Consider the following 25,625-nt stretch of genomic DNA (forward strand, 5'->3'; position numbering starts at 1 on the left):
CACTTTATACTTGCTGCGTAATTTTACCTTAAACGGTTTCAATTTTCGGAAATTATGCAGTGGAAATCCAGATGGGGATCTGAGTTGATGATGGGGAGGAGCGCTTCGCTCCTATCAGGCACGTAATCCAGCATTCACAGCCATAACAGGTGGCCGGTTTCAGCGAGTTCCAGCAGCTTGTTCTTAGCACGATGGAAAATCTCTTTCCGCCGAAAAACTCCTATTGTCTAAAATCAAAGGGGACATCTAGGATGGGGACCTGATCAAACAATTGTCTTTATCGAGTGTTTTTATTGATTTTTAGGTTTTGACAGTAGGGAGGCTTATTATGAGCGATCTTTTCTGGCTTTCAGATGCTGCATGGAATGCAATCGAACCCACATTTACCCAAGAACCGACCCGGAGCTCGACGTGTCGATGATCGGCGTGTAATTTCTGGTATCTTGCATGTTCTCAAGGTGGGTTGTCGCTGGCGTGATGTTGGGGGCCGAATATGGTCCTACAAAAACCGTCTACAACCGATATCACCGCTGGGCACAACGGCGTATTTGGCATCGTATATTTGAGACGATGGCAGCCAGCGGTCCGGTTCCACAGGAGCTTTCCATAGATAGCATACACGTCAAAGCGCACCGTTCGGCACAAGGCTCAAAAGGGGGGCGTGGACGCAAGCGATTGGCACGTCGCGCGGTGGAAGAACAAGCAAAATCCATTGCTTGGCCGATGATTGCGGCAGACCGGTCGTGTTCAGCTTAGCACCGGGAAACATTGCCGGCATAAAATGGCAATCCCATTATTAGAGGTCGCTCGCCCTAGCGGGCGTCTGTTAGCCGACAAGGCATATGACGCTGATAGTCTTCGAGACTAGCTTAATAATGCCCGCATCAAGGCTGTCATTCCCTCTTCGCTAGCACGAAAGAAACCCTATCCTTTAGATTATAGCGCATACAAGCGTAGAAATGTCATCGAACGGCTTTTCTGCAGGCTCAAAAACTGGCGACGCATTGCAACGAGATATGATCGCCTCGCAATAAACTATCTCGCCGCAATTGCTCTTGTTTCTACAATCATCGCATGGGTGTAATTGAGTCCTCATCCTAAGCAGTCGCGTTAAGCCGCGCGTTGATTTCAGCAACGAGGCCATTAACCGCAGGGCGGTAACGGCGCACTTCATGGTTGGCGACCTTAAAGGTGGGTGAGGTGTCATCAACATCGACGGGCGCAATTGCAAGCAGACGCTCGCATGCGGCGGGAAGGGCGGCAACGACAGGGTTCACGGTGTCAGCATCGGGACGCCATGCTGTTCGACCAGCCCAGATAATGCGTGGTGTGGCATTCACGGCTGAGGGAATCTCGGACACTCTAGCGAGACATTCCGCAATCGCTGCAGATGTGACGGCAACATGGGCCCCTTCCTTGACGCGGAAGATGGTTACGTCCGCTCCGGCATTCAGTCCGGTAAGCTGCGCATTTATCCCTTTGACAGCATCGGCGAGATAGCCGGTGCCAAGTGCTTCAACGGCATCGCCATTGCTTGTGGAAATGCGAACAGGTGTATCCTCTGGATATTCAGAAGCTGATGCATCGTTTGAAGTTTCAATGAGCAGTATTTTAGAAAAGTCTGCGCCGAGAACCGGCAACGGTTCGTCATTTGGCCGCGTGAAAGTCATGCCGAAAGTCGGTGTCGACATCGGGTTCGCTCCTTTAATTTTAGGGTATGCCCCGCCACGGGCTGATTTCGGCAACAAAAAACCCGGCACAATGGCCGGGCTTGTTGAATGAAAAAAGCCCGCAGAGCGCGGGCTTTCGATTAATCCATTTATTGGCCGCCATTGGCCAGCCTTGGTTCGATTTGTCTATGCTTCAACTGTATTGCGTTTGGTCTTCTCCACATGCCTATTTGCTTGAAAAAGGTGTGAGAAGGCGTCAGTTGATGAAACATGTTGATCAAACAAGACTTTCTTGTATGCCGTTACGGCATTTTCTTCAGAGAAAAACTTTCCGCGAGCTATCAGCGCATCGCGATCATGCGGAGTATCCAATTGATTTAGTATAGCAATACTCAGTGCATCACTATCTTCTACTGGAACAAGTTTCCCAATCTCACCATTCATCAAGATTTCAGATGGACCGCTCGGGCAATTGGTGCTTACGACCGGGCAACCACATGATAGCGCTTGGATTAGCACTCCCGGTAGACCTTCATAACGGGAGGAAAGCACAAATAGAGACGCCCGAGATAAATACTTGAAGGGGTTCTCAACGAATCCTTCAAACGAAACATTGTCTTCGATGTGCAGTTCTCGCGCGAGTGCTTTCAGTTCATCAAGCTGCGGCCCTTGTCCGAGGATAACCAAGCGAGCAGTGCGGCTCTCAAGAACCTTAGCAAAAGCTTTTAGAAGGTTTGGATAGTCTTTCTGTGGTTTCAATTTTCCGACAGCGACAATCACAGGTATCGCATCATCCTTGAACCACAGATGATCAACATCTTCCTTTGTTTGTTCTTCCAGCTTTTTATTGTAAACAGCATTGTAAATTGCATGGACACGTTCAGCAGGAAACCGGAGTGTCTGCTTTAAATCCTCGGCCACTCCCTCGGACACACCAACAATAGCGTCTGCCTGCATAAAGAAATGTCGTAAGGTCGGTATAGTTAAACGACGACGCCATGATGCACTGCGGTGGCGGTCTTTGCTCATCTGATTGCGTTGACCTAACACCACTCGTGTTCTGACGCCTGTGGCTGATCTAGCAACAACGGCTGCTACGTTGCCATAATCGAGTGCGGTTAACAGAGCCGTTGGCTTGTTTTTTAAAAGATACCGCGCAAGGCCCGGGATCACTGCTGCAGGCTTTGGCGAACTCGGCATAAGCAATAGAAGCAACAAAAAAACAAGTTCTTTTGGTTGCTTGCGCAACAGCCAGATAGTTCTCCAAACGGGCTCTTTTTTTAGTTTGATTAATCGCACGCGTGGAGAAACTTGTTTCGTAAAAACACCATTATCGTTGAGAACAAGCAGATCAACCCGCGTGCCGCTGGCAGCAATCGCGTTTGCAAGATTAACAGTGGAGCGCTCGGCTCCACCACCTTGAAGTGACTTAATGAAGATTGCCACATCCCGATCAGCATTCACGTTAACGCCCCCTGCCTAATAAATACCCGGCACACGTGTCCTTTTTCTGACAACATGTGTCAAGACGGTTCAGGAGAGAGATGGGGATCAAGTCAAATTAATTGCTGCTTCCCACATTGCATCGATATCTTCCGGTGTCTTGCCAATAGATGGCGTGCCACCGATCAAATCAAAAAGTGTATCTGTGCGTGAGAACATCTGTACATCGGCCAGTTTGTTCTTGCTGATAGTGCGCTTCGGTTCTTCCATACCCTCAATCGCTGCATTGATTTTTTCGCGCAGGCCCGGCTCAAGATCAATGATCGTGTTAACGCGCCAGCGTTCCAAGTCTGGCATGATAAGACGCTTCTGCTCGGCGGAAGGGGCGACATATTCACTGATGGAACCGTATTCGCCGGCAACCGCTTTCTGCCATATTTCTTGACCATATGGCGTTGTCTCATGAGCAGCCGTTGCAAAAGGGATTATTCCTGCACCTTCCAAGTCTACAGTACAGGAGAGTAACGTATGCTCAACATTTCGCCATTGTAGATTTTTTACTGATTTAATGACGCTGTTATTGCTATCCGTTATGAATGGTTCATCAGTCATTACCAAGCCCTTTTAAAGAGACTAACGCGTTGCGCGGAATTATATGTTTTGGCATAGCGCATCATTCTCCATGTGCCCGTCGGACTTTGCGCTATCGCTCCATAGTCGGTTGACGAGTATTGCAGACGGCTACCATCAATTAAGTCACCTGGGGATGCAGGCGTTTCATTGATGCATTTACAAACCGCATATGTGCCGACTTCACCAACGCCAGCGGCCGCAATCCAGTCCCGTGCGCGCCACCACACTTCACCGCGTACAGTGTTGGCTCTATCATCGGCGTATTCCTGAGCGCGTTTTTCGATGCGGTTAAAGATTGCCGTATAAGCATCGCTGGAACCCCAATTCGACCATACTGCGCCAACAACATTGCCGTTGGACTCCAATCTTGATGAGCCGTCACCGGCATAGAGCCATCCCTTTGCGACTATATCTACGGGGGACACGAAGGTGCCATTGGTCTGAAAGCGGAACTCCTGTCCATTCAACCATACGTAGGCCGCACCGTTTGCCCGTTGTCCAAATTCGGAATACCAAGTCTGATCCCGCGTGAAGAAATTAATCCAACTGTCACCTGCGCCTGTGTTGCGAAACACGCCGCGCTTTGAACCGCTTCCGGCAGAGATGAACTCGTTGTCGACCTGTAAACTTCCGGTCAGCCTTCCACCGGTCAAAGGCAGATAATTCATCGCTGGCAACTGCCCGGTCGGCACCTTGCCTGTGCTGTCGAGACTGGCAACGCCATCGGCCTTGCCCTTATCGACAATGCCAAGAGCATCAAGGTTGGAACGTCCCTGCGCCTTTTGTGCAAGGGTGAATGCCTGTGCGGCGTCAACCCTGAGCCTCAATCCAAGGGCGGCGCTCACCGTTGCTGCAAACTGCGGGTCGTTGCCGAGAGCATCGGCAAGCTCTTTGAGCGTGTCGAGTGCCGCGCCAGAGCCATTGACCAAATCGCTGACGGCTTGCTGAATGGCGGCGGCAACTTGCGTTGCCGTCATGCCATCGGTGATGCCGTATCCGCCAAGCGTGGTCGGCCTATCAAGCAATTCAGCAAATGAATGCTTGTGGTTTGAAAGCGCCGTTTCCGTCGCCTTCATCTGCACGTCTATGGCAAGCAGTGACGTGGCGATATTGCCGATTTCTGCGATCTGGAAGCCTTTGGGGTTTGGAACCGGCCAATGCTGGCTGGATGAGGCTGACCCGAAGTTCGTCAATCGCAGAAATGACCCGCCACCGAAGCGCCGGAATGTTGGAGACGCAATTCGTGATGAGGCGAGACGATTAGGAGTTTTGACAGATGAGCCAGATTACCACCGCACCGGATACCACGACGAAGGCAACGCAGGCGGACATGTTGAGGTGCTTGACCTTGCTTTCCGTCCTAGCCACAAAAGTTTCGGGTAGCGATGAAGTCAATATTGCGGCCTATTACATCGCGCTTGATGACGTTTCGCGCTTCGCTCTCGAAACTGCAACACGGCAGATCATTCAGGGTGCGCTTGGTAGCGGGTCCACCTGTTCTCAGAATGCAATGTGAGAAGGTCATGCGGCCTATCCGCGAGGCTGCAAGTCGCGAGAAAAAAATGCGTCGAGCTTATTCAGACTTGGCAAATGCCAGAAGCGCGATGTGCCGAACGCTGACCCCAGATCAACAAGTACGCAGGCTTGCCGTTCTGGATAAGTTTTTTCCTGTTCTAGCCGCAAAGGAGAAGCTGAAATCGGTACAAGCTCACCACTGAAATTATTTCGTCAGGGTTTGGACACGCTTGATATTTCCGAGCTTCTATCAATTCCAGAGCATGAAGTTTTGAGTTCGATTTTCATAGAGCGCAGCCACGAAACCCGCAAAAAGCACGTTTTGAAAAAAGAGATTTAACATGAAGTCAGAAGCCGTTTTGATTAACGAATATATAGCGAGAAAAGGCGTTCGTAGGTTCGAGCGTGGAGCATCAAGCGGCTATGATGCATTGCAGCATTTCCTATATGCGCGTGGTTACGACATGCGGCGCATTCAAACTATCTACTCTTTAAAGAAAATCGGTCGTCCCGGCTTCGGCAGGCGAATGGGATGGGTGAAGCTTATTGCGTTTGTTGATGAGTTGCGGCTGGCCGAAGGACTGGAGCCGTTCAACGTCATAAAATTTGCTGCTTAGTAGGAGGATTAAATGCAGGCTCGACCAACCCCGCAGAAGTGGCAACCAAAAGAAAAAGTCGTGTTTTTGAGCACTGAAAATCCAGATTTTAATCCGGCGCGTCCTCAGACAAGTTTCAACCGGCGTAAAGTCAAGCTGCCTCACAACGCGAAAGAGAGTGCGATTATCACAATGGCCGCGCGCGGTCATTTGAACACCTCTCAACTTCAAGCGGCTAAACGGTTTTGCCATTATTACGAACGCTTGGGCGGATCGGGCGCAGGTTCATTCGACTATAGCAGGGAGCCTGTAGACGGCGGCTGCACGCGCACAACCATAAGCGAAAGCCAGATTGAGGCAGGCCAGCAGCTTAAGCAATGCCGGGATTTGCTCGGCATCGTAGGCTATGATCTGATCAGCAAAGTTGCAGGGCAAGGCTTAAGTCTCGACAATATTTGCAGTGACAAACGGCGGAAGAACTATGCCGCTGATCACCTGCGCGATTGCCTTGATGTGCTGGCGGTTCATTGGGGATATGTTTCACCAAAAATCACAAGCTGGAGGGCTTGACCCGGTAAACCGAAAGAGTGATTAAGTAGTTATGGTGATGATTTGCGCCACAGAGAAAACGGCTTTGAGGCCGCTTTTTCATTTCACTTTTGTAACGAGTGCTTGCAAAATGATAATTATTGGAAAGTGCGCACCGATTTTTATCAAAGCTCCGCCAATTGTGAGTATTAGAATTCCTAAGGGTTCTATTTCGTTAAATCTGCGCTTCGCCTCTATAAGCATTTTGTTAAAAATGATCATAGCAAATAAGCAGCTCACAGTTTCAAATGTGTTGCCGTAAATCTTACTAAAATCCATCGATAGCGGGTTAATTTTATGCACGAAGCAATATATGGCAATGAGCGCTATAAGTGTTGCGTGGAGATTAATGGCGCACTTCTGTGAGCCTATAACCCATGAAATAGAAATTTTTATTATCCGCTTGTTAACAGTCATGAAAGCACCCTCATAAATTAGAAGTGCTATCACCGAGTTTATTTTTGATTCGAACAAGACCCAGGAATTTGTGGGGCAAATTTTAAGAAAAATCTGTGTCTCCCTAATGGAAGACAACTGACACTTTCATGATGGCATTAGGCTAAAAGCACGTAGCGGCTTATATTTTTAAGCCCAAGAAGCCGTAGTTCGGCCGTGCGTTTAAAGCCCCACGGCTTTGCGCAGGGCTTCGTGCATGTTTGCACGCCAGTTCTTCCCGCTCGCCTTGAACTTGGCTACTATAGCAGGATCAAGGCGGAGAGTTACGGCCTCTTTTGGGTTTTCGACCTTCGGCCTTCCTCTTGAGCGCTGTATGCTTTCATATAGTTCTGGCAGTGCTTCTTTGAATGGCTTGGCCTTTGCCATATCGGATTTGGTGATGCGCGGATTGTCAGATACATCATCCCAATCCTGCTTGGTGTAACCGTGTTCATCGCCATGTTTGGGTCTAAATTTGATAGCCATCAGATCAGGTTCCTTTCATCCTTACGGGCAGGGCGCATTGAAATCACTGAGAGCGCTTCTGTGCCGAGGGTTATGAAGATCACAACGATTGTTCCATCTGCAAGACGGCCAATAGCTTGAAGCCGGTTATTCTTGGCTGGTAGTACTTTGGAGTTCTCAAAGAACTCAATAGTGAGCGATGCAAAATCCATGCCGTGCTTGGCAAGATTGGCTTCGCGTTTTGGTTCGTCCCATACGATCTTCATATGAATTTATGTACACGAAAAATAGATGGGCTGCAACAATAAAAGTGTACGAATAATATAAAAGAACACGAAAATAAGCGAGACATGCACAGGCGCATATTTCTGAGAATGCTCGTCCTCGCGCTTGTAGCTGTTGCAGATAGCGTTCGTTTAAGCCTTGTTTTACCGTGCCGGTTCACATTGAGCGCAACCAAAATGCGCCGATGCCGATAAAGAAAAGCACGAGCGACAGAGCGGCAAGCCCAACGCCCACTTTGTTAAGCTTTTTCGCGATTTGCTCATGCTCTTTCTCTGTCGATCCTCGATAATGACTCGAATACTCCTGGTTAGACAGATAAGCGACAACACATGTGACAACTGACAGGCCCGCCGCGACAGCAAAAAAAGGAAGCGAAATTGTCGCAGCGCTTATGAACTTTGCCTTAGAAGGTGACATCCCGCTTGAAGCCATAACCGCAGACAGGAATGCAAGCAGCGCTAGGCATGCCCCGCCGTTCAAGAGAAGAAGAGCCTTAAGACCTTCCGTAGATGCATCAATAGATGCCTTTTCGAGGGTGTCAGCACGCTTCTCATCTATCACGGCGGGTACTCACCTCAGGTGGCGTTGTTAACGATTTGAGCAACAGTATGGATGCCCTCAGTTACGCCAATCGCGACCAATTGGCCGTCAGCTCCAGCTGTATTAATGAGTACTCTGGTAATAGCTCCAAAGGTATCGATGGCAGCAATGTTTTCCGTGTTGATGAAAACCGGAGTACCCGTCGGCATCCCCTTTTTTCCTGTGGCTCCGTGCTGGTGAACGCGGACACAGGTACTGTCGATCATCACGATATCACCGTCATAGGCTTGAGAGACGGCCTCCAGCAGTCGATCCCAGACACCAGCACGTCGCCAACGAACGAACCGGTTGTAGCAAGTCGTTGCAACACCATAGCGCTCAGGGATTTCAGACCATGACGATCCTGTGCGGAAGCGCCATAGAATGCCATTGAGTACCATGCGATCATCGACGCGGGGTACACCACGAGGTTTGCATGGGAACAGCGGCGCAATAATCGACCATTCGCGTTCTGTAAATTCATAGCGGCGACGTGACATCAAAGACCTCCAAATCCGAGACCTTTGAATCACTAATCCATTCAAATAGCTAGACTATTTATAAGTGCACGGCCTAGCGCGCTATCCTTATGCATAAAAAGGAGATGTGCATGCGCAAGGAACTGCCGATAGACACCGCGCCAAAAGATGGCCGCAAAGTCACTGTGGTCTGGATTGATGATGACGATCAACGCAATGAATCCGTAGGCCAATACCGTTCGCTCGATAGGCTGAAAGCGAGCGGCGGCGACTGGGACGAGACCGACACCGGATGGTGGATCTTCACAAACAGCAAAACCCAGCAAAAGATTGAGCCGACCGCGTGGATTTCGGAAACCGACGACGGCGATGATGACAACGAGAATAACTAGCGCCGCTTTGTCAGGACTTTTGGCGTTTAAGCCGTCTTGGCCAGGTGATGCAGGCTTTTGTTCCAACGTTCATAGGCTGTCGCCATGCGCGTGTCGTACTGATTGCGCGCAAAGGCTGGCCCATTATAGCGCCGTGCAAAACTGCGCCAATCTTTCGCCTGCAAGGCTGTTTTCAATCCTGCTTTGTCGATGAAGTTCAGCATCAGTCCGATCTGTCCGCCAACTGAATTGCGTGCCTCGGCCACCAGTTCATCAACGCTGCCATAACCCAGCCATTCCCAATGCGCACCCATAACCTGGCCTAATCCCCATGAGGTGGATTCAAGCGCCGCTTTTTTATGGATAAACATGGCCCGCTCGAGCAGAAGCCAGCGCTCGCTTTGCGTTTTGGGATTGCGTACGCGCCCTGCTTCTGGCGATGACAATCCAGCCTTGCGTGCCTGATCACGCACGCGCCCCGAAAGTCTGCGATCAAAATAGTGACCTTCAAAGCGGATGGCCGGTTCTTGTACACCCTTGATGTGATAAAGTGCACGGCCGCCACTTTCTACTTCTGCCACTGCGAGAAGGGTTGCAGGCTCAATCCCTGCTTCTTGTGCCAGCGCAATGATTTCTGCGAAAGTATTTGTGTCAAACATCTGGTTTCTCCTGTGAAAATTACAGTGATCGATGCCAGATTGTCGCTGCCCAGGAGGGTCGGGGGATAAATAACTTGAATTTGCCGCGTTCGGGGACTAGTCCGGGTTAAATTCAAAAGAGATAGAAACCATGAGCAATTTGCCCTTCACCGTTGCCGCCCTTTATTGCTTTGCACCGCTGCCGCAATATGAAAGCCTGCGCGAGCCGCTGGCTGAGCTTTGCTGCGCGAACGGGATCAAGGGGACGCTGCTGCTTGCTGCTGAAGGGATCAATGGCACGGTTGCTGGAAGTAAGCCTGCCATTGAGAAGCTGATTGCCTTTATCACCGCAATTCCTGCGCTTGCCAATCCTGAACTCAAGTATTCCCATGCCAGCGAAATGCCGTTTTACCGCATGAAGGTGCGGTTAAAGCGCGAGATTGTCACCATGGGTGTGGACGGCATTGATCCGCTAAAAAGCGTTGGCACTTATGTTGCGCCCAAGGACTGGAATGCGCTGATTGCCGATGACAACACTGTGGTTGTCGATACACGCAATGATTATGAATATGCCATTGGCACATTCGAAGGCGCGCTTGATCCAAACACCAAGACATTCCGCGAATTCCCGCAATGGGTGGAGCAGAACCGCGACAAGCTTGAAGGCAAGAAGATTGCCATGTTCTGCACCGGCGGCATTCGCTGTGAGAAGGCGACAGCTTTCGTCAAGGGGCTTGGCTTTGATGATGTGTTCCACCTCAAGGGCGGCATTCTGAAATATCTTGAAGAAGTGCCGCGCGAAGAAAGCATGTGGAATGGTGATTGTTTCGTGTTTGATGAACGCGTGGCAATTGGCCATGGTTTGACGGAAAGCGATATCGAGCTTTGCCGTGCCTGCCGCCGCCCAATCACCGCAGAAGACAAGCTTTCGCAGTTTTTTGAGGAAGGCATTTCCTGCGCTGGTTGCTATGACGAGCGCACGCCGGAAGATCGTGCACGTTTTGCGGAACGTGAAAAGCAGGTCCAGCTCGCCAAGCTTCGCGGTTCAAGCCACAAGCATATCGGGCGCTGATCAGCGCCCGTGGGTTCTGATGCCGCATCACGGCTGAGGGGCTGGCAAAACTCAATAACGCGCATTAATGTGACCGTGTTTTCGGAACGATTTGGATTCGTTGCGGAAATTCGGGCGGCTTTTGCATGGGCGCCCGTGTGAAAAGGGTCTGACGGCATCCGGGTCGCGTTTGCTTCCATCATACCCATCATCGCAAGTCAGAGCATTGAGTTTGACACTTGGTGCCTGAACAGGAACAGCGCTGGATGCTCCGGCGTATGATGGTGTTTGTCCGCAATCGGGGACAAAGTGGAGAACGCACATGAAAAAAATACTCGCTGCATTCCTCGTTGTATTCGCTGGAAGTATCGCATCGGTCGCGCAGGCAGCCGAGAAGGTTACCGTTTTTGCCGCCGCCAGCATGAAAGACGTGATTGAGGAAGCCGCCAAGCAGTTCAAGGCCAAGGATGGCACAGAGGTTGTTGCTTCCTTTGCTTCATCTTCGGTTCTGGCAAAGCAGATCGAGCAGGGCGCTCCGGCACAGATTTTCATTTCCGCCGATCTTGACTGGATGGATTATGTCGAAAAAGCTGACCTGATCGACAAAGCATCGCGCAAGGTGATTGCTGGCAATGCGCTGGTGATTGCAACGCAGAAGGACGATGCAAAGGGCGATGCGAAGGACCTTTTGGGCGCTGGTCGTTTTGCCATGGGCGATCCGTCCAATGTTCCGGCAGGCAAATATGGCAAGGCAGCCCTTGAAAAGCTCGGCATTTGGAATGACGTTGAAAAAAACGCCGTGTTCACGGAAAATGTGCGTGTTGCGCTGCAATATGTGAGCCGCGCCGAAGTGAAAGCGGCCATTGTCTATGCATCGGATCGTGCTGTGGTGCCTGATCTGGTTGAAGCCTATCGCTTTCCGGCCTCAAGCCATGCGCCGATCCTTTATCCGGCCGCATTGATTGCAAAGAACGAAAATGATGCCGCCAAGGCATTCCTTGCGTTCCTTGAAAGCGATGCCGGTCAGGCGATCATCAGGGACAAGGGCTTTGTAGGCGCTAAAGAGGCGGCACAGTAATGATGGAAGGGAATGTTTGGCAGATTGTTGCTCTGTCGCTCCGGGTTGCCGGGATAGCAATTGTTGTGGCGCTGCCAGTCGCCTTTCTTGTTGCATGGATTCTTGCCCGGTTTAATTTTCCGGGCAAGTCGCTTGCGCAGGCCATCGTTACCATGCCGCTGGTGTTGCCGCCGGTGGTGACGGGTTATCTGCTTTTGATCCTGTTTGGATCGCGGGGTGCGCTTGGCGCACCCTTGCAGGAATGGCTTGGCCTTTCCTTTTCTTTCCGGTGGACGGGGGCCGCCCTTGCTGCTGGCGTCATGGCATTTCCATTGCTTGTTCGCCCGATACGCCTTTCTATCGAAGGGCTGGACCGTGGGCTGGAAGAAGCAGCGCGCACGCTCGGAGCCAACAGGCTGACGGCTTTTTGCACGGTGATATTGCCGCCCTTGCTGCCGGGTATTCTGGCCGGTGGTGTGTTGGGATTTGCCAAGGCATTGGGCGAGTTTGGCGCGACGATCACCTTTGTTTCCAACATTCCCGGCGAGACACAAACGCTTTCGCTGGCTATTTATTCCTTGTTGCAGACGCCAACGGGTGATGCAGAAGCGCTGCGCCTGATTGCGGTTTCCGCAGCCATTTCGATTGGCGCGGTGGTGCTTTCTGAATGGTTGCAGCGCAAGCTCGCAGGAGACGCAAAATGAGCGGGCTTAGCGTTTTTGTCACTGGCCGCAATGGTAAGTTTGCAGTTGAGGCCAATTTTTCAGCCGGTTGGGGCGTGACAGCACTTTTTGGTCATTCGGGTGCTGGCAAGACCTCGCTGCTCAAGATGATTGCTGGTACATTACGCCCGGAAACCGGGCGGATAGCGATTGGCGATTTCGTGCTTTTCGATGCCCAAAAGGCTATCAACCTGCCGCCCGAAAAGCGCCGTATCGGTTATGTTTTTCAGGAGGCACGGCTGTTTCCGCATATGAGTGTGAAGGGCAATCTCACTTATGCGCGCTGGGCTGGCCGCCGTGAAACCACCCGCAGCCTTGATGAGGTCGTCGCGCTTTTGGGCATTGATCACTTGCTCAATCGTCGTCCGGCAACCCTTTCAGGCGGTGAACGCCAGCGCGTGGCCATTGGCCGTGCGCTTTTGTCCGATCCTGCACTTTTGCTGCTCGACGAACCTCTGTCGTCGCTTGACCATGCCCGCAGGCAGGAAATATTACCCTTTATCGAACGGCTTCGGGATGAAAGCCATGTGCCGATTGTCTATGTGAGTCATGAAATCGATGAGGTCGCCCGGCTTGCCGATGAGATCGTGCTGTTGTCGGCTGGCAAAGTGAAGGCCAGCGGCCCGGCTGCCGAGATTTTCCCGCTGATCGACCCGGAAGGCGACAACGGTGGTGTGCTTCTCGAGGGCACTGTTGCAAAGTACGATGCCGGATATGAGCTGGCCGAAATCAACCTAGATGGTGCAACATTTCAACTCGGTGATGCTGGCTTGCGCGAAAATATGCATGTGCGACTGCGGGTTCGTGCGCGGGATGTTTCCATCGCCCGTATTGTTCCAGATTCCATCAGTATTCGTAATATCCTGCCTGTTACCATCCGAAAAATTATTGGCGCTGACGGGCCGAATGCGCTGTTGGAACTGGATTTTCAAGGGCGACGTCTGGGGGCACGGCTGACGCGACGTTCGGTTGATGAGCTTGCGCTTCGGGAAGGGGAGCATGTCATCGCGCTGGTCAAAGCCGTCTCCGTGGATCGTGCCGCAATAAGAGAAAAATAAGGGTGACAATTTTCCTGTTTGCGTGATCCGTCTTTTATGCTCCTGTCTGAAAACAGCGCATCCCGAAAAGCGTGAAGCGGCTTTCGGATAAGATGTGCGTGAGAATAATAAGTGAAAGCGCCGATCTGATGAATTCAGATCGAAACACGCTCTAAACGGGAGCATGACATGACTGATTTGCAGAACTGGACCACCCGAGCGAAGCCGGAGCGCAAGGCGCTGGAGGGCCGCTATGTCAGGCTTGAGCCACTTGATGCACAAAAGCATGGTGACGAGCTTTTTGCGGCCTCGTCGGTTGAGGATGCGGATCAGCGCTTTACCTGGTTGTTCGAGGTTCCACCGGCAACGCGTGAGGCTTTTCAGCCCTGGCTTGAAAAGGCGTCGAGCAATGAAGATTCCTTGTTCTTCGCGGTTGTCGATAAAGCAACCGGCAAGGTCGCTGGTCGTCAGGCGCTGATGCGTATTGATCCGCTTCATGGTGTAATTGAGATTGGAAGTGTCTATTGGGGGCCGCTGATTTCACGCAAGCCGGCTGCAACGGAAGCACAGTTTCTGTTTATGCAGTATGTTTTCGATGAGCTTGGCTATCGCCGCTATGAGTGGAAATGCAACGATGAAAATGCGCCTTCCAAGCGTGCAGCGATGCGTTTTGGTTTTACGTTTGAAGGCACGTTTCGCCAGCATATGGTCGTGAAGGGCAAAAACCGCGATACATCCTGGTTTTCCATCATCGATAATGAATGGCCTGCATTAAAGAATGCCTTTCAGGCATGGCTTGCGCCCGAAAATTTTGATAGTGACGGTCAGCAGATCAGAAAGTTAGAGGATTTTCGCATTGGTGGCTGAACCGAAGAAGAGCAATCCGGCAATCGCCGCAGCCGTCATTCTGGTCGGCTTCGGCGTTATCGCTTATTTTGTGCCGACTATCATGTTGATGCTTGGCGAGCGTTCGCAGATTGCCGCCGTCATCTTTCCGATCGTCTTCGTGTTGAGCTTTTTCGCGATATTCTGGTTGCGCGCGCGCTATCAGAAGAAAATTAATAGCTCAAAGCAGCACTAAGCAGCAATGCGCCGGTCAAGGCGATAAACAGTGCTGCCGCAACTTCAATTCCAGCTTTCAGCCTGCCGGAAGCCGCATTGTGTCCCGCAATGCGCAGGGCTGTATTTTTGGCGGTGACGGCAAGGGTTGCGAGTGCTGCAACCGTTATAAATGTGCCAAAGGCCATTGCGAAGGTTGAGAGCAAGCCACCAAGCAAAATGCCATTCAAAAGCGAGAATGTGAGCACGATCAGTGCACCCGAGCAGGGGCGCAGACCGACGGACAGAATGGCGGACCATGCCGTTTTCCAGTTAAATTCGCCTTCTAGGGCTGATGGATCGGCAATATGGGCACTGCCGCAGTCTGCGCAGATATCGCCTTCGCCGATAAAGACGTGATCCGCCGCGGCATTGGCGGGTTTGTAGTTCAGCTTGACGGTGCTGCTTGTGGCTGCCGCGCGTGTGCTTTGCGAAACGCTGCCCTGCCATGCAGGACCACTGGCCATTGCTGTCTGAGGCGATGCCGCAAAAAGAGTGCTTGTCGGAGATGGTTCGGCGCTGTCGCGTTTCCGAAACAGAAGCGGCAGCTTGCGGATCAGAAGCCAGAGGCCAAAGAACAGCACCAGTGCAAAGCTCGCTATTTCCATATAGCGCGCCGTCTGGTTCATCGAAATTCCGGTGCCGCGCAGCAAAAGCCATGCAAGTCCCACCACGATAATCGCAATGATGGCCTGTAACATCGACGAGACGAAAGACAGCATGATACCGCGGCGCAGCGCCGTTTCATTGGCGATCATGTAAGATGAAATCACCGCCTTGCCGTGGCCGGGGCCGGCGGCATGGAAAATACCATAAATGAAGGAAAGGCCGATCAGCACCGATGCCTGCCATGGGTCTTCACGCATGGCTTTGAGCGCGGTGGTCATGGCGAGATAGAAGCTGCGCTGCTGTTCATTCATCCATAAAATGATATGCGCAAAAGGTCCGGTCGGTTTCATGGCGACTTCATTGGCACCAATGCCCAATGATGATTGTGCCAGAGCGTTGGCGGCGATCATCATAAGGCATGCTGTGAGAATGAAACGGACCGAATTCTTCATAAGGCTGTTTATCCCTTTTTCTCGCAGTGTATCTCAAGGCGGGTGGCGAAAATCTTTGACATATCTGTGCCAGCCGGATCATTGAAAAAGGCGTCTGTCAGTGTGCCCTGATTTTGCGCAAGGGCTTCATCGGGGTCAGGGCGCACCACCTTGGATTTGCAGCCCGCAGGCAGACCTTTGACGACAAGTTCCTTGTCACTCACATAGTCGATGGCCGTATAAAAGGTCGGATCATACACACCGAAGCTGACCGTGTGTCCGGGTTCAAGCTTCAGTGGCTTTTCTGGTTTGCTGGTAAAAACGATCAGCAGGTGATTGTCGGAGAAGTCTGCGGCCAAGTCGGTGGGGCGCGCCATTTTGACATCTTTTCCGTCCGCAAGCACAGTCTGAAAATATTTGTATTCGGCGATAGAGCCGTTGATCACATGACCAAGGTCAATCAGCTCATTTCTGTCGAGCTGCAAATCACCGTTCTTGTCAAACTCCATCAAAACAGTTGATGAAAACACATCATCGAAACGCCAGATATGCGCGAGCTTGTCCACCGTGCCGTCCGGCGCAATCGTCAGCTCCAGCCTTGCATCGGCAAAAACATGCGGATGCGCTTTCGCAGCCATGGGCGTCAACACTGTGGTCAGTGTTACGGCAAGGACAATCGGGCGTTTCAGCCATGAGCGCAAATCGTGCATATAGGGGTTCCGTGAATTCGTCTCTAACGCATAGTCGTGAAGGCGGCAAAAGTGGGACGAGGGCGGCCTTTTCTATGCACGTGCTTCACGATCCTTGAACCATTGGGTCAGGAAGTCCACAAGCGCGCGGATTTTGGCCGGGAGGTAGCGGCGATGCGGATAGACGGCATAAATACCGCCGTCCTTGACGATAAACTCCTCAAGACAAGGAATGAGGCGCCCCCGCTCGATTTCTTCTTCCGCAATAAAGGCCGGAAGCGAGCAAAAACCAAGTCCTGCAAGTGCGGCAGTTTTGGTTGCAACCGGGCTGTTGATTTCAATCGGGCCATTGACCGTTACCGTCATCATTGAGCCGTCAGTATTGCGGAAATGCCAGTTGTTGCGTGAGCGCGCATTGGTATCAATGATACAAGGCTTGTCAGCCAGATCTTCCGGGCGTTCAGGCTTACCAACGCGTTCGATCAGGGACGGTGCACCACAAAGCACGGAATGGAAAGGCGAAAGCCTTTTGGCGATGAGAGAAGAGTCTTGCAGGCGCGTAATGCGGATTGCGAGGTCAAAACCTTCTTCCACCATATCAACGAAACGATCATCCAGCCGCACGTCGAGCACGATTTCCGGATGGGCCAGACAGAAATCGATCAGCGATTGCCCGATCACCGCATCGGCAAAGGTGCGCGGCGCTGAAAGCTTGATGCGACCGCGCGCATCCGAGCTTGTTTCGCTGACGGCATCCTGCAACGCATCAATCTCGCGAATGATCTCAACCGCACGATGGTAATAGGTATGGCCTGCCTCTGTCAGCGAGAACTGGCGTGTTGTGCGGTTTAAAAGTCGTGCGCCGAGCTCGTCTTCCAGCTCACGCACATATTTGGAAAGCAGCGCCTTGGATCGTCCGATCTTTCGCGCAGCAGCCGAAAAACCTTCCGCTTCGACCACGTCGATGAATGCGCGCATACGTGTAAGGGTATCCATGGCCTGGTCCTGCTTTTCAAGAATGTGTCGATAGAGTGCAATCAGCATCCGGTACGGTTGGCAAGGTGCGCGCCGCATTGTCGCCAATGATTGTTTCCAATTGTTGTGTGAAACGCGTGCTGTCGCTGCTTTGGCGGGCAACTGATTCGGTCAAAATTTGCCGATTTCTGCGCCCATTTGGCATTCCGGCCACGTCAGAAATGCTTTTTACAGCCACACGCTCACCTTTAGGCCGTCCGCCTTCCGCTGAGGGCAGGGGTTTTTCGGGCTTTGCGATGATCGCGTTAAGCGGATCGAAAGGCGTCATTGTTCACAACCAGCGACGAGATTCCGGGGATATAGTCAATTAAAGCTTAAGCTTTGCGGTAGAATGTTTCACTATTATTGAACAATGGCAAGCGCAGCGGGTGGATTACCCGCCGCAAAAATAATTTTGCCGCGACAAAGATTTGTCATTGAATGGACACATCATTGCGATTATATCGCCCTTGCCCAAAGTCGCACGTGCCTGTGGGTGTCCGCCGATCCTCGAATGGTGAGGAATTCGGTACGGTACCTGGACCTAACCGCTCCAGTCGATCTGTAGGCCAACCGCCAGATCGAGGACATCTTGAAGCAACGACGGTGCGGGCCTTTCTAGTGTCTTTCGGCTGTCCAAAAGCCGGAATTACTGAAGAGGCACACCTTCATTGCCAGAAGTGCGGATGCGGTTCTCCAATTCCAATCCAAGGCAGACAAAGCGGAGTAACGCGGGTTTAGCGTTGTTCCACCGCCGCATGAGTTTTCGCGTGACCTCAGCATCTCCAAAGGCTGGCCTCACCGCGAATGCGCTTATGCATACTTTGTCCCTTAGAATGCGGCATCAGAATAAGCCGTGCGGGAGAACGACCATGGCTACACAGCGTATTATCGACTTCCTCAACACCCGCCGCCCGGATGGCCCTTGCCTCGTCGTTGACACCGACGTCGTGCGCGAAAACTATCAGAATTTTGAAAAGGCATTGCCTTACTCGCGCATTTTCTATGCTGTGAAGGCAAATCCTGCGCCGGAAGTGCTGAGTCTTCTTGCATCGCTTGGCTCGTGCTTCGATACGGCATCGATTGCCGAAATCGAAATGGCACTGGAAGCAGGCAGCACCCCAAACCGCATCTCTTATGGCAACACCATCAAGAAGGAGCGCGATGTTGCGCGCGCTTTCGAACTGGGCATCCGCCTCTTTGCCGTTGATTGCGTAGAAGAAGTCGAAAAGGTTGCACGTGCTGCTCCCGGCAGTCGCGTGTTCTGCCGCGTGCTTACGGATGGTGAAGGCGCTGAATGGCCGCTGTCACGCAAGTTCGGTTGCGTGCCTGCCATGGCTATCGACGTGCTACGTCATGCAAAGTCGCTCGGTCTCGACTCCTATGGTGTATCGTTCCATGTTGGCTCGCAGCAGACGGATCTGAGTGCATGGGATCGCGCGCTTGGCGATGCTGCATCGGTGTTCCGCACGCTGGCTGACGAAGGCATTGTGCTGCGCATGGTGAATATGGGTGGCGGTTTCCCAACCCGTTACCTCAAGGACGTGCCGACCGCTCAGGCCTACGGCATGGCGATCTTCGATGCGCTTTCAAAGCATTTCGGCAACCGCATTCCGGAAACCATCATTGAACCGGGCCGCGGCATGGTTGGCAATGCAGGCGTGATCAAGACAGAAGTGGTTCTGGTTTCGCGCAAGTCGGACAATGACAATGTGCGTTGGGTTTATCTCGACATCGGCAAATTCGGCGGTCTGGCCGAAACCATGGACGAGGCGATCCGCTATCAGATTGTGACTCCACGCGATGGCGGTGAAACCGAGCCTTGTGTACTGGCTGGCCCAACCTGCGACAGCGCGGATGTCATGTATGAAAAGACGCCATATCCGTTGCCAGTGTCGCTGACCATCGGTGATGAAATTCTCATCGAAGGCACAGGTGCTTATACCACCACCTATTCGTCGGTGGCATTCAACGGCTTCGAACCGCTCCGATCCTACGTCATCTAATCTTTCAGACAACTGAAAGGTTCTCTTCATCTGCCCGGCGCTGCAATGCGCTGGGCGGGATGTGTTGCTGCCCGTATTGGGGTGAGATGTCATGAATGCTAATCTGGAAATTCAGGAAAATGTTGTAACCGGCCTGTTGCCGGTTTTTGCACCTGCTTTCACCATTGTGGGCGAAGCAATTGCGCATGTCATTGCGCGCGAAGCGTTGCTTGATCGCGCCATGGGTGAGGGCCGCCGCAGAAAGTCGTCGGAAAAACTGCGTCGTGGGCGTCTTCCAGCGGAAGGTCTGGCTTTTTCGGCAATGGCTGCCGATGGTCTGCTTGTGGGCACCGTCCGGCTGTGGAACGTTCATGCCGGTCTCGACGCATTTGGCTTTCCGGTTTCCGCACTCTTGCTCGGTCCGCTTGCGGTGGACCCATTGGCTGCCGGTTGTGGTATCGGTTCGGCCCTGATGCAGCACGCAATTGCTCAGGCAAAGCGCATGGGTCATGGTGCCATCCTGCTGGTTGGTGATCCTGAATATTACGGGCGTTTCGGCTTTACTGCTGAAAAGACCGGCGATCTTGCGATGCCCGGCCCCTATGAAAAGCGTCGGTTTCTGGCGCTTGAATTGAAAGCGGGTCATCTGGATGGTGCGCAGGGAATTTTACGTGCCAGCGGCCGCAAAGTTTCGCGTATTTCCTGAAACTTCTTAGGATAGACGCACCAGCCGTCCGAAATTGCGGACGGCTGTTATCGCCAGACCGAGCATAAAGCCTGCAATCAGTCCGGCAATGACGATCAGCTTGCGCGACGATCCTGCCGGGTCGAGCGGCGGACGTGCTTCAGAAATCACGCGAACATTGGTCGTCGTGATGCCTTCCTGTTCGCTTGTTTCGCGCGAGCGCAGAAGGAATGCTTCATAGACCGAACGTAAAGTTGTTGCTTCACGCTCCAGCTCGCGCAGTTTCACGCGGTCGTTGTTGCTGTTGGCCTGTTGAGACTTGAGCTGTGCAAGACGTGCGTTCAGGTCTTTTTCCTGTTGCAGCGACCGCGCGACTTCGACCTGCAATGAAGCACGAATGCGACGCAATTCGGCATCAATATCATTGAGTACAGTCTGCTTTTGCGACTGAAGCTGAATGAATTGCGGATGACGCGGACCAAGCTGGGTGGACGCACCATTGGCGTTCTGGCTCGCAAGCGCATATTGCGCGCGTAGTGCCGTCAATGTGTTGGAACGTAAATCTTCCGGCAAGGTGCCGGAAATGACGCTGCCTGTATTGGCATCGTTGAGCACTTGAATCCGCGCTTGAAGCCGCATGCTTTCAGCGCGCTGGTTTGTCAGCTGATCGTTAAGACGTGTCAGGTCGTTGTCGCTGATCAGTTTGCCATCGACATCAACAAGATCACGCGAGGCACGAAAATCTGCTGCCGCTTTTTCTGCCGTTTCGACGCTGCTGCGCATATCGGCAAGGCGCTTGGAAAGCTCGTCCGAATTGCGGCGCGCGACATCCGACTGCAGTGAATCAAGTTCTTTCTGGAAAACGGATCCGATAAGATTGGCGATTTCAGCCGACTTTTCCGAACTGCGGGTTTTAACTGAGACAGAATAGATAAAGGTCTTGGGGTCGCGACCGATGGTTACGCTGTCATAAAGGTTATAGAGAACACGCGTTTCAAGAGCCTGACCGTCACTTTGGGTCTGGGGGCTGATCACACTTTTAAGCTGCGCAAAAAAGCCTGCAACGCCGGTGGGGACAAAGGTTCCGTTAAATTCGGGGTCTTTCGTCAGATTGGCTTGGTCAATGACTTTGAGCAATACACTGCTTGAATCAAGCAGCCGTGCTTGGCTTTCTGCAATAGCCAAAGAGGCATCCGTTGGCAGCTGGCCGGGTGTCAACTCAGTGCCGACGGAGCGCACATTGCGCGGATCGACCAGAAGATCGGTCGTGGCCACGAACATCTGCGGAATTGTCAGTGCATAAAGCGTTGCTACAAGGCCACCGATCAGGGTCGTTGCCAGAAGCAATCGACGAGACCCTTTGACGATTTCAATTGCGACACGCGGATCAACCAGTGGCTTCCATTCCGTATCCCGCACTTCATGTTGGATGGCTTGTGTTGCGATTGTCGCGATAGGATTCGGCTCCGGTTTGGCTTTTTCAACAGCCTGATCTTTCAGGCCATTTTCGCGCTCAGCAATCTTGCGTTCAAGCTCGGCTTTGATAGAGGCCATGCGGGCGCGCAGCTCGGAAACCTCTTGTTCTTCCGTTGCTTTCTTTTCCTGCTGGTTGCGGAACAGTTCAGCGCGTTCTTCAGGCGTCGCAGGCGGCGTCCAAGGCGGGGTAATCGTTTGCTTTTCACGTTTGGACGTGTCGGATTCTTCGCGGCTTGCCTCAGGCGCGTCAGAAAATGCAAGAAGAGGTTTCTCTTCTCTTCCCTTATTGCGTTTGTCCTCACCGCTCATCGTCAAAGATGTCCGTACCCCGAAATGACTTAGTCTTCTGCTGATTATAGTTTTTTTATGGAGAAGAAATGGTTAACGCACGGATCAATGATAAGGCGTAGTGGGTTTTAATTAAGTCTTTTTTGCTAAGCTCGATCTCATAGCCGGTGAGACGGCTTTAAAGCGTGAGACAAGATAAAGCACGAGGCCTTGAGTGATCGCGAAAGCACTCCAGAAATTATTGGGTAGCCGCAGTGCAATGGTGCGGGATTATTTCTCGCTTTTTTCCGGCTCTGCCGGGCGTCTGGTCGTTTCACTGCTCTATTTTGTAGCGCTGGCAAATACACTGCCCACCGGAGATTTTGGCATTTTTGCTACGGCATCCGGCACGGGTGTGGTTCTTTCACGCCTCGTTTCGCTTGGTTTTAGCTCTCCGCTTTATCGTATCTCGACGGTCAAACCGCTGCTGCTTGGAACCTATACCGCAGGTTATCTTGCAGCGCTTGTGCTTTCTTTGCCGCTTTTCGCGCTCTGTTCCTGGCTCGTTTATTTCATCTTCTTTGGCCGGGATATATCATTCCTGCCTTTTGCCGTTGTGGTGGTCGCCGAGGCGCTGTTGTGGCGTTCGATTGAAATGATCATCATCGTCAATAACGGTTTGCGGCGCTTTGGCATTTCAGCGCTTCTGGTGATTTTTGGTACAACCATGCGTGCTATTGCCGCTGTTTTGTTCATGTTCTTCGCCACCAAGCATGATGTTGTGCATTGGGCGTGGTGGTATGCAGGGGCAAATGCTGTCGGCTTGATCTTTGCATTGCGCTTTTACCCAAGGGTGAAACTGCGTTTCGAGCCACGGCTATATATACGGCGTGTTTCCGATTCAATTGCCGTGATGGGGGCGGAACTGCTGTTTTACATCCAGAGCGAACTCGATAAGCTGCTGGTTCTGAGCATCGGCGGTCCAACGACGGCCGGTGTCTATGCGATTATCATGCGTCTGGTTGACCTTACAGCACTGCCGATCCGCTCATTTAATATGATGCTGGTGCAAAAGCTCATGCGGAGCCCGGATATGCTGGCTTCACTGCGTATCAAGATAGGGCTGGAATTTGCGGTCTTTGTGGTTTCGGTTGCAGGTCTTGGCGCCATGGTGATCTTTCTGCAATTTTTTCCGACAGCGCTTGGTGCAAGCGTTGCGCCGATTGTTGGACTTTTGCCGCTGGTGCTGCTGGTGCCGGGCTTCCGCAATTTGATCGAGTATCAAACAGAAATTCTCTATGCACGTGGCCAGACTGGTTTGCGCACATTGAGCATGGTGCTGATGACGGCGGCCAAAGCGCTGTTTGTCTGGCTGCTGCTGCTTCATTATGGCGATAACAATGACTGGATTGCCGGGCTTAACTTTGTCTTTGCGGGTATCTATGTCCTCTCGCTGGTTTTCACCTATACGAGTATGCGATTGCCCGCAAAGCGGGTGTAAAAAAGCCCGGAGTATTGTTCACTCCGGGCAAGGTATTTGGTCCTAGAGTTTGATGGTGCGATCTTTTCCTGCGTATGGAAGGATACACTATGGAACAGGTTTTACACGGCAGAGCCATGAACATGCGTGCAATCTGCGCTGCAATTCACTCATGGCTCAACTCTCCTGTATTCAACGTCACGTGCAAGCCAGCAGCCGATACTCAAATCTGTGATCGCACCCTTGTCGTCACGGCGGAAAACAAGCTTCCACTCGCCGGGCGACGGTGCATCCATCGAGCGCTGAACAGGCATCAGCCAGACATCAGCCCCGACACTATAAAGCGGATACATATCGCTCTTGCCAAGGAAGCCTTCAAACGCGCCATAGATTGCGCCGCCTTCGGAAACCAGCAGCAGATCAGCATCAAGCTCATCGCTGTGATAGTGCCCGATGATATCCTGTCTCGCTTCACCTTTGACACGGTTCATGATCAGCGAAAGGTTTTCATTTGCGCGGGAAAGTTCAATCACATCGCCCTCGCGCCGAATCGTGGTCATAGCTGAACGCGCCTCATTTGCGCTCACCACATCCATAATTTCCGGGCTGGTGCCAAAACGCGCCTTCATGCGGCCATGACCAGCATCTTCAAGACTGAGAACAAGCCCCGTCTTCTCATCGAGCCACGAACCAAACCATGCCGCATCGGCATCGACGCGCACCACATCGGATGACGATACGCCCAAAGCAATATTCATCAGTTTGAAGGCAACCTCGGAGGCCCCGCCTTCAAAATTGAACATGGCGATTGTCGAGGTGCGTTCCTCCGCACAATGCCAGCGCTGGCAGCGCCAGCCGCGCAATGCACCACCATGACCCGTTAGGCGCTTACCGCCCGTTTCGTGAAAATTGAGGCCAAAGCCATAAGGTGCCGCAGCACCGTCTTTAAACGTTTGCGGACCACTCAGCCGCCGATAGAGGCCCTGTTCATCATCGCGCGTTGCATCGATAAACTGCTCCCAGGCAATCATATCATTAAGCGATGCGCAAATGCCTGCATCGCCCATCCAGTGAATGCGATTGGTGGCAGGTAGAAAGCCCCGAACCGTATCGCCTTCATAGCCTGTACATTCGTCAAACAGCGCCGTGTCGGGAATAAGCGCGGCACGCTTCATTCCTGCAGGTTGAAATATCCGCTCAGACAGAAGATCGACCAGCGTGCGCCCGGTATGCGCTTCGATCAGGTCCGCCAGAATGCGGAAATTGCCGTTGCAATAAGAGTAATGCGAACCCGGTTCAAAATGTGTGGTCTTCAGGCGGCGCAGTAAGCTTTGCGCCTGCTCTGGCAGAAACACACCTTCCGGATCGGCACCGCACAGGACAGTTAGTGCCCAATAATCGCGCAGGCCGGACTGGTTGTTGCAGAGATCGCGAACGGTGGGGCGCTCCTCTTCGAACTTGTTGAGGTAGGCTGCAAGCGCATCATCGAGCAACTCAGGCTCGCCCACCGCATCAAGCATCACAGCACAGGTAAACTGTTTGCTGACCGAACAGATCGGCATCCGCGTATCGAGCGTCATCGGCTTGCGGGTGCGAAGATCGGCAAAACCCCAGGCGTGCTGCAACACGACCTCGCCGTCCTTCACAACGGCGACAACGCCGCCCGGACCTTTGTAGTTTTGAGGAATGTGACGAACAAAGGCTTCTAGGGCAGACGTATCAAACTTCGACATGATCGACTCAAGACTCACAAAAAATCAACGCCAGCGAAGACGCATTATTTTATGCGATCAATCAAGGCTATTGTAATATTTGAGCATCACCCCGATTAATCAGCGTATGAGCGCTGATGATGCAACGTTATCAATCTCTCGTGCTTTGCCGGGGGATTTCAGACCAAACCATATTGATCTTCATTCAATCTAAGCAATCTGATTGATCCATTCAGTGCGAAGATCACTTCACTCATTATGGAGTGAATGCTGATTTCTTCAAGATTATGCGGGATCGGCGGTAATGCTCTATCCGTTTTAAGCGCGTTGCGGTTTGCAGATCGCAACATGCTCTTGGTATTTTTATTCAGTAAATGAATGATAAAAGTATGAAGTTCCAGATATTGACACAATCGATATTTAATTAACGCACGTCTATTATAATAGATATCCCTATTACTATACTATAAATTTTATATAAGTTATTAAGAAATTGAGGATTAACATGGCAGACCGTCCGATTATGACGACAAGTGCTGGTGCACCGATCCCGGATAACCAGAATTCCCTGACTGCGGGTGAGCGCGGCCCTGTTTTGTTGCAGGACTATCAGCT

General features: G+C 52.0%; 30 protein-coding genes and 1 pseudogene. 15 read left to right on the forward strand and 16 right to left on the reverse strand.

Features of this window, described 5'->3' with window-relative positions; translation table 11 throughout:
- Positions 1-328: 328 nt before the first annotated feature.
- Positions 329-1,084, forward strand: a pseudogene (locus ABE527_RS19275) (IS5 family transposase).
- Positions 1,085-1,097: 13 nt separating this feature from the next.
- On the opposite strand, the gene ABE527_RS19280 reads toward ABE527_RS19275, so the two are convergent.
- The 4 genes from ABE527_RS19280 to ABE527_RS19295 form a co-directional block, all read right to left on the reverse strand.
- A complete protein-coding gene (locus ABE527_RS19280; protein ID WP_499697992.1) occupies positions 1,098-1,691 on the reverse strand; it encodes a hypothetical protein in 594 nt (197 codons plus the stop codon).
- Positions 1,692-1,856: 165 nt separating this feature from the next.
- Entirely contained in the window at positions 1,857-3,134 is a 1,278-nt protein-coding gene (locus ABE527_RS19285) for a glycosyltransferase (protein ID WP_499697993.1), read from the reverse strand.
- An 87-nt stretch (positions 3,135-3,221) separates the two neighbouring features.
- The gene (locus ABE527_RS19290) at positions 3,222-3,725 is read right to left on the reverse strand and encodes a hypothetical protein (protein WP_499697994.1); all 504 of its coding nucleotides are present in this window, start codon (positions 3,723-3,725) and stop codon (positions 3,222-3,224) included.
- Complete coding sequence (locus ABE527_RS19295) at positions 3,725-4,939, reverse strand: hypothetical protein (protein ID WP_499697995.1); 1,215 nt, start codon at positions 4,937-4,939, stop codon at positions 3,725-3,727. Before ABE527_RS19295 ends, ABE527_RS19290 begins: the two co-directional genes overlap by 1 nt.
- Positions 4,940-5,022: 83 nt before the next feature.
- Between ABE527_RS19295 and ABE527_RS19300 the strand changes: the two genes are divergently transcribed.
- The 3 genes from ABE527_RS19300 to ABE527_RS19310 all read left to right on the forward strand — a co-directional run bounded on the left by ABE527_RS19300 (position 5,023) and on the right by ABE527_RS19310 (position 6,427).
- Positions 5,023-5,262, forward strand: coding sequence for a hypothetical protein (locus tag ABE527_RS19300; protein WP_499695660.1), 240 nt, complete (start codon positions 5,023-5,025; stop codon positions 5,260-5,262).
- Positions 5,263-5,602: 340 nt separating this feature from the next.
- The gene (locus ABE527_RS19305; RefSeq protein WP_499695659.1) at positions 5,603-5,878 is read left to right on the forward strand and encodes a hypothetical protein; all 276 of its coding nucleotides are present in this window, start codon (positions 5,603-5,605) and stop codon (positions 5,876-5,878) included.
- Between the two features lie 12 nt (positions 5,879-5,890).
- Positions 5,891-6,427 (forward strand): hypothetical protein, encoded by a 537-nt coding sequence (locus tag ABE527_RS19310; protein WP_499695658.1) that lies wholly within the window; start codon positions 5,891-5,893, stop codon positions 6,425-6,427.
- Between the two features lie 78 nt (positions 6,428-6,505).
- Here the strand turns inward: ABE527_RS19310 and ABE527_RS19315 are convergent, their stop codons facing one another.
- The 5 genes from ABE527_RS19315 to ABE527_RS19335 all read right to left on the reverse strand — a co-directional run bounded on the left by ABE527_RS19315 (position 6,506) and on the right by ABE527_RS19335 (position 8,709).
- Positions 6,506-6,862 carry a hypothetical protein gene (locus tag ABE527_RS19315; protein ID WP_499697996.1) on the reverse strand — a complete coding sequence of 119 codons (357 nt, stop codon included), beginning with the start codon at positions 6,860-6,862 and terminating at the stop codon, positions 6,506-6,508.
- 201 nt (positions 6,863-7,063) lie between these two features.
- Positions 7,064-7,366, reverse strand: coding sequence for a BrnA antitoxin family protein (locus ABE527_RS19320; RefSeq protein WP_499697997.1), 303 nt, complete (start codon positions 7,364-7,366; stop codon positions 7,064-7,066).
- The gene (locus ABE527_RS19325; RefSeq protein ID WP_499695656.1) at positions 7,366-7,611 is read right to left on the reverse strand and encodes a BrnT family toxin; all 246 of its coding nucleotides are present in this window, start codon (positions 7,609-7,611) and stop codon (positions 7,366-7,368) included. The genes ABE527_RS19320 and ABE527_RS19325 overlap by 1 nt, the downstream gene beginning before the upstream one ends.
- Before the next feature lie 175 nt (positions 7,612-7,786).
- On the reverse strand, positions 7,787-8,191 hold the full coding sequence (locus ABE527_RS19330; RefSeq protein WP_499697998.1) for a hypothetical protein: 405 nt from the start codon (positions 8,189-8,191) through the stop codon (positions 7,787-7,789).
- A 14-nt stretch (positions 8,192-8,205) separates the two neighbouring features.
- Entirely contained in the window at positions 8,206-8,709 is a 504-nt protein-coding gene (locus ABE527_RS19335; RefSeq protein WP_499697999.1) for an IS5 family transposase, read from the reverse strand.
- Between the two features lie 110 nt (positions 8,710-8,819).
- Here ABE527_RS19335 and ABE527_RS19340 point away from each other — a divergent pair, with 110 nt between their 5' ends.
- Entirely contained in the window at positions 8,820-9,080 is a 261-nt protein-coding gene (locus tag ABE527_RS19340; protein WP_499695162.1) for a hypothetical protein, read from the forward strand.
- Positions 9,081-9,106: 26 nt separating this feature from the next.
- Here ABE527_RS19340 and ABE527_RS19345 read toward each other — a convergent pair whose 3' ends face one another.
- Positions 9,107-9,718, reverse strand: a complete 612-nt coding sequence (locus ABE527_RS19345; RefSeq protein ID WP_499698000.1) for an N-acetylmuramidase family protein — start codon at positions 9,716-9,718, stop codon at positions 9,107-9,109.
- A gap of 130 nt (positions 9,719-9,848) precedes the next feature.
- On the opposite strand from ABE527_RS19345, the gene trhO reads away from it, so the two are divergent.
- The 6 genes from trhO (at position 9,849) to ABE527_RS19375 (ending at position 14,645) form a co-directional block, all read left to right on the forward strand.
- Complete coding sequence (trhO, locus tag ABE527_RS19350) at positions 9,849-10,769, forward strand: oxygen-dependent tRNA uridine(34) hydroxylase TrhO (RefSeq protein ID WP_499698001.1); 921 nt, start codon at positions 9,849-9,851, stop codon at positions 10,767-10,769.
- Positions 10,770-11,070: 301 nt separating this feature from the next.
- Positions 11,071-11,826: a molybdate ABC transporter substrate-binding protein gene (gene modA / locus ABE527_RS19355; protein ID WP_499698002.1), complete on the forward strand. Its 756-nt coding sequence runs from the start codon at positions 11,071-11,073 to the stop codon at positions 11,824-11,826.
- Positions 11,826-12,509, forward strand: coding sequence for a molybdate ABC transporter permease subunit (gene modB / locus ABE527_RS19360; protein WP_499698003.1), 684 nt, complete (start codon positions 11,826-11,828; stop codon positions 12,507-12,509). The genes modA and modB overlap by 1 nt, the downstream gene beginning before the upstream one ends.
- Positions 12,506-13,585, forward strand: coding sequence for a molybdenum ABC transporter ATP-binding protein (modC, locus tag ABE527_RS19365; RefSeq protein ID WP_499698004.1), 1,080 nt, complete (start codon positions 12,506-12,508; stop codon positions 13,583-13,585). The genes modB and modC overlap by 4 nt, the downstream gene beginning before the upstream one ends.
- 168 nt (positions 13,586-13,753) lie before the next feature.
- Positions 13,754-14,431 carry a GNAT family N-acetyltransferase gene (locus ABE527_RS19370; protein WP_499698005.1) on the forward strand — a complete coding sequence of 226 codons (678 nt, stop codon included), beginning with the start codon at positions 13,754-13,756 and terminating at the stop codon, positions 14,429-14,431.
- A complete protein-coding gene (locus ABE527_RS19375) occupies positions 14,424-14,645 on the forward strand; it encodes a hypothetical protein (protein ID WP_499695166.1) in 222 nt (73 codons plus the stop codon). Before ABE527_RS19370 ends, ABE527_RS19375 begins: the two co-directional genes overlap by 8 nt.
- Here the strand turns inward: ABE527_RS19375 and ABE527_RS19380 are convergent.
- The 4 genes from ABE527_RS19380 to ABE527_RS19395 form a co-directional block, all read right to left on the reverse strand.
- A complete protein-coding gene (locus ABE527_RS19380) occupies positions 14,623-15,723 on the reverse strand; it encodes a nickel/cobalt transporter (RefSeq protein WP_499698006.1) in 1,101 nt (366 codons plus the stop codon). The two genes, ABE527_RS19375 and ABE527_RS19380, sit on opposite strands and share 23 nt — an antisense overlap.
- An 8-nt stretch (positions 15,724-15,731) precedes the next feature.
- Positions 15,732-16,412 carry a DUF1007 family protein gene (locus ABE527_RS19385; RefSeq protein WP_499698007.1) on the reverse strand — a complete coding sequence of 227 codons (681 nt, stop codon included), beginning with the start codon at positions 16,410-16,412 and terminating at the stop codon, positions 15,732-15,734.
- Positions 16,413-16,484: 72 nt separating this feature from the next.
- On the reverse strand, positions 16,485-17,387 hold the full coding sequence (locus ABE527_RS19390) for a LysR family transcriptional regulator (protein WP_265986424.1): 903 nt from the start codon (positions 17,385-17,387) through the stop codon (positions 16,485-16,487).
- A 16-nt stretch (positions 17,388-17,403) separates the two neighbouring features.
- Positions 17,404-17,694, reverse strand: a complete 291-nt coding sequence (locus tag ABE527_RS19395) for a hypothetical protein (RefSeq protein ID WP_499695167.1) — start codon at positions 17,692-17,694, stop codon at positions 17,404-17,406.
- A gap of 583 nt (positions 17,695-18,277) precedes the next feature.
- On the opposite strand from ABE527_RS19395, the gene ABE527_RS19400 reads away from it, so the two are divergent.
- Both ABE527_RS19400 and ABE527_RS19405 read left to right on the forward strand, forming a co-directional pair.
- Complete coding sequence (locus ABE527_RS19400) at positions 18,278-19,411, forward strand: type III PLP-dependent enzyme (protein ID WP_265986422.1); 1,134 nt, start codon at positions 18,278-18,280, stop codon at positions 19,409-19,411.
- Between the two features lie 91 nt (positions 19,412-19,502).
- Positions 19,503-20,096 (forward strand): GNAT family N-acetyltransferase, encoded by a 594-nt coding sequence (locus tag ABE527_RS19405; protein WP_499698008.1) that lies wholly within the window; start codon positions 19,503-19,505, stop codon positions 20,094-20,096.
- Positions 20,097-20,102: 6 nt separating this feature from the next.
- On the opposite strand, the gene ABE527_RS19410 is transcribed toward ABE527_RS19405, so the two are convergent.
- Positions 20,103-21,860, reverse strand: coding sequence for a GumC family protein (locus ABE527_RS19410; protein WP_499698009.1), 1,758 nt, complete (start codon positions 21,858-21,860; stop codon positions 20,103-20,105).
- 193 nt (positions 21,861-22,053) lie between these two features.
- Between ABE527_RS19410 and ABE527_RS19415 the strand changes: the two genes are divergently transcribed.
- Positions 22,054-23,319, forward strand: a complete 1,266-nt coding sequence (locus ABE527_RS19415) for a lipopolysaccharide biosynthesis protein (RefSeq protein WP_265986419.1) — start codon at positions 22,054-22,056, stop codon at positions 23,317-23,319.
- A gap of 149 nt (positions 23,320-23,468) precedes the next feature.
- Here ABE527_RS19415 and ABE527_RS19420 read toward each other — a convergent pair whose 3' ends face one another.
- On the reverse strand, positions 23,469-25,031 hold the full coding sequence (locus tag ABE527_RS19420) for a D-aminopeptidase (RefSeq protein WP_499698010.1): 1,563 nt from the start codon (positions 25,029-25,031) through the stop codon (positions 23,469-23,471).
- A 484-nt stretch (positions 25,032-25,515) separates the two neighbouring features.
- Here ABE527_RS19420 and ABE527_RS19425 point away from each other — a divergent pair.
- Positions 25,516-25,625: catalase (locus ABE527_RS19425; RefSeq protein ID WP_499694877.1), on the forward strand; the 110-nt coding region annotated here is incomplete at its 3' end.

It is taken from the genome of Brucella sp. TWI432 (assembly GCF_039674445.1).
GTDB lineage: Bacteria > Pseudomonadota > Alphaproteobacteria > Rhizobiales > Rhizobiaceae > Brucella > Brucella chromiisoli.